The sequence below is a fragment of the Campylobacter sp. BCW_4323 genome, from assembly GCF_001763115.1.
GTDB classification, from domain to species: Bacteria; Campylobacterota; Campylobacteria; order Campylobacterales; family Campylobacteraceae; genus Campylobacter_D; species Campylobacter_D jejuni.
The window spans coordinates 1-3,277 of record NZ_MJYC01000075.1 but is presented as its reverse complement, the minus strand read 5'-3'; the positions used below and the strand labels follow the sequence as shown (position 1 = coordinate 3,277).

Here is a 3,277-nt window from a genome sequence, read left to right as displayed (position 1 = left end):
GCAAAGTCTACATCTCTTATGGTTGATTCTGCTGCTTTGACATTGACTTGAGTTACGGTAATGTTATTTATAGTTGATGTAACTTGATTTTGCACTGAACCAATGTCTGCTCTGATTTGATCAAGATTTGTTATAGCAGTTTCTGCTATATCCATCACTGCCATAGCACCTTTAAGTGTAGTTACACCTGCAGTTTCATCTTTTACCCCAAAAGCAGTTGTCTTCATAGTTGCAAACTGAGAAAGTCCGCTTTGACTTGAAAAACCTGAACCTGCAGAAACATTATATACTGCAGAAAGTTGAGAAGCACCTGAAATAGCTATAGCATTTGCAAAACCTGTAGAATAGTTTTTACCACTACCTACAGAATAACCTGAACCTGACGAAAATCCACTTCCAGCACTACTCATATAAGCAGTAACAGAAGAATAACCACCTAACATAACTCCCTTATTTGTAGAACCAAATCCCATAGCATCAGCAACATTGGCATCAAATCTTCCTTTTGATTCCCTTAAAGAAACAGAAGCTTGAGAGATAAAATTGCTCGCACCAAAACCTGCAAAAGAAAGTCCAGAACCACTGATTAGAATATCTTTACCATCGTTTTTAACCAAAGATAAGCGACCGTAATTTTCTTTCATATTTGGATTGATAAAAGCACCTCTACCAATATCACCATCAATTTTAATCCCTCTACCCTCTCTTGAGGTAAGCAAAAGCTGTCCATTAGCATCAATTGAAGCTTCAACCCCTGTAGTGTCTTTTACAGAGTTAATCGCAGCAACTAAGGCTCCATTAGCATCGCCATCTTTATATTCTACTTGGCCGATTTTTACCCCATTAATAGCAAAATCATCTGAAGTGGTACTTGCTCTAACTGCTGATATACCCCTAGTCTCTACTGTAAAGGTAGCTCTAACACCGGTTTGATCAGCGCTTTTATTGATCTCTTCAGCTAAAGCCCCAAGTCCTGTTCCTACTGAAGTTGAAATCACAACTTTTTGGAATTTAAAATCATCTATACCGTTGTAGTTTTTCAAAGTAAATTGCACTTCACCACTTTCAGAAATTCTTCCTCCGGTTTCAAAGCGTGTTAAACCGATTTTAGAAGATTGAGTTGCTCCTATGGTAGCCTTTACAGTTTGATTTGAACTTGCACCAATTTGAAATTCTTGATTGATAAAATTACCACTTAAAAGTTGTTTACCATTAAATGAAGTAGTATTAGCGATATTGTCAAGTTCTTCCATCAAGCGGTTAATATCTGCTTGAAGCATGGTTCTTGTTTTTAAGCTTTGTCCATCTTGAGCCGCTTGAGTTGCCTTAGTCTTGATTGTATCTAAGATTTTAAGTTGCTCATCCATAGCCTTATCTGCAGTTTGTAAGATACCTATGGCATCATTACCATTGTTTATGGCTTGGCCTAAAGTGGCTGCTTGTGAACGCAAAGAATCTGCTATCGCCATACCAGAAGCATCATCTGCGGCTGAGTTGATTCTAAGACCTGAACTAAGTCTACTTAAAGACTTATCAAGCTCGTTAGAATTAACAACTGAATTTGCGTGCGCATTTAATGCGCCGATGTTGGTGTTTATCCTAAAACCCATTTTAAATCCTTTCAAAATATTGCATCGAAAAGATTAAAGCAAGAAGTGTTCCAAGTTTTAGTTAATCAAAAATTTAAAGCTTGTAAATAAAAAAGCCTAGTATTTAAACTAGGCTTGGATTTGTATATATTGCAGCAATTCTTGTAAAAATTATTTAGTTTACTATTGAAGCAATCTTAAAACATTTTGTTGTGTTGAATTTGCTTGCGCCATAGCATAAGAACCACTTTGAGCTAATATATTTGCTTTAGAGTAGTTTGCACTCTCACTAGCAAAGTCTACATCTCTTATGGTTGATTCTGCTGCTTTGACATTGACTTGAGTTACGGTAATGTTATTTATAGTTGATGTAACTTGATTTTGCACTGAACCAATGTCTGCTCTGATTTGATCAAGATTTGTTATAGCAGTTTCTGCTATATCCATCACTGCCATAGCACCTTTAAGTGTAGTTACACCTGCAGTTTCATCTTTTACCCCAAAAGCAGTTGTCTTCATAGTTGCAAACTGAGAAAGTCCGCTTTGACTTGAAAAACCTGAACCTGCAGAAACATTATATACTGCAGAAAGTTGAGAAGCACCTGAAATAGCTATAGCATTTGCAAAACCTGTAGAATAGTTTTTACCACTACCTACAGAATAACCTGAACCTGACGAAAATCCACTTCCAGCACTACTCATATAAGCAGTAACAGAAGAATAACCACCTAACATAACTCCCTTATTTGTAGAACCAAATCCCATAGCATCAGCAACATTGGCATCAAATCTTCCTTTTGATTCCCTTAAAGAAACAGAAGCTTGAGAGATAAAATTGCTCGCACCAAAACCTGCAAAAGAAAGTCCAGAACCACTGATTAGAATATCTTTACCATCGTTTTTAACCAAAGATAAGCGACCGTAATTTTCTTTCATATTTGGATTGATAAAAGCACCTCTACCAATATCACCATCAATTTTAATCCCTCTACCCTCTCTTGAGGTAAGCAAAAGCTGTCCATTAGCATCAATTGAAGCTTCAACCCCTGTAGTGTCTTTTACAGAGTTAATCGCAGCAACTAAGGCTCCATTAGCATCGCCATCTTTATATTCTACTTGGCCGATTTTTACCCCATTAATAGCAAAATCATCTGAAGTGGTACTTGCTCTAACTGCTGATATACCCCTAGTCTCTACTGTAAAGGTAGCTCTAACACCGGTTTGATCAGCGCTTTTATTGATCTCTTCAGCTAAAGCCCCAAGTCCTGTTCCTACTGAAGTTGAAATCACAACTTTTTGGAATTTAAAATCATCTATACCGTTGTAGTTTTTCAAAGTAAATTGCACTTCACCACTTTCAGAAATTCTTCCTCCGGTTTCAAAGCGTGTTAAACCGATTTTAGAAGATTGAGTTGCTCCTATGGTAGCCTTTACAGTTTGATTTGAACTTGCACCAATTTGAAATTCTTGATTGATAAAATTACCACTTAAAAGTTGTTTACCATTAAATGAAGTAGTATTAGCGATATTGTCAAGTTCTTCCATCAAGCGGTTAATATCTGCTTGAAGCATGGTTCTTGTTTTTAAGCTTTGTCCATCTTGAGCCGCTTGAGTTGCCTTAGTCTTGATTGTATCTAAGATTTTAAGTTGCTCATCCATAGCCTTATCTGCAGTTTGTAAGATACCTA

At 36.7% G+C, this 3,277-nt stretch carries 2 protein-coding genes; both read right to left on the bottom strand.

The window, feature by feature from the left end:
• Positions 1-1,610: flagellin A (locus AJN60_RS07595; RefSeq protein ID WP_070286210.1), on the bottom strand; the 1,610-nt coding region annotated here is incomplete at its 3' end.
• A gap of 162 nt (positions 1,611-1,772) precedes the next feature.
• Positions 1,773-3,277: flagellin (locus AJN60_RS07590; RefSeq protein WP_070286209.1), on the bottom strand; the 1,505-nt coding region annotated here is incomplete at its 5' end.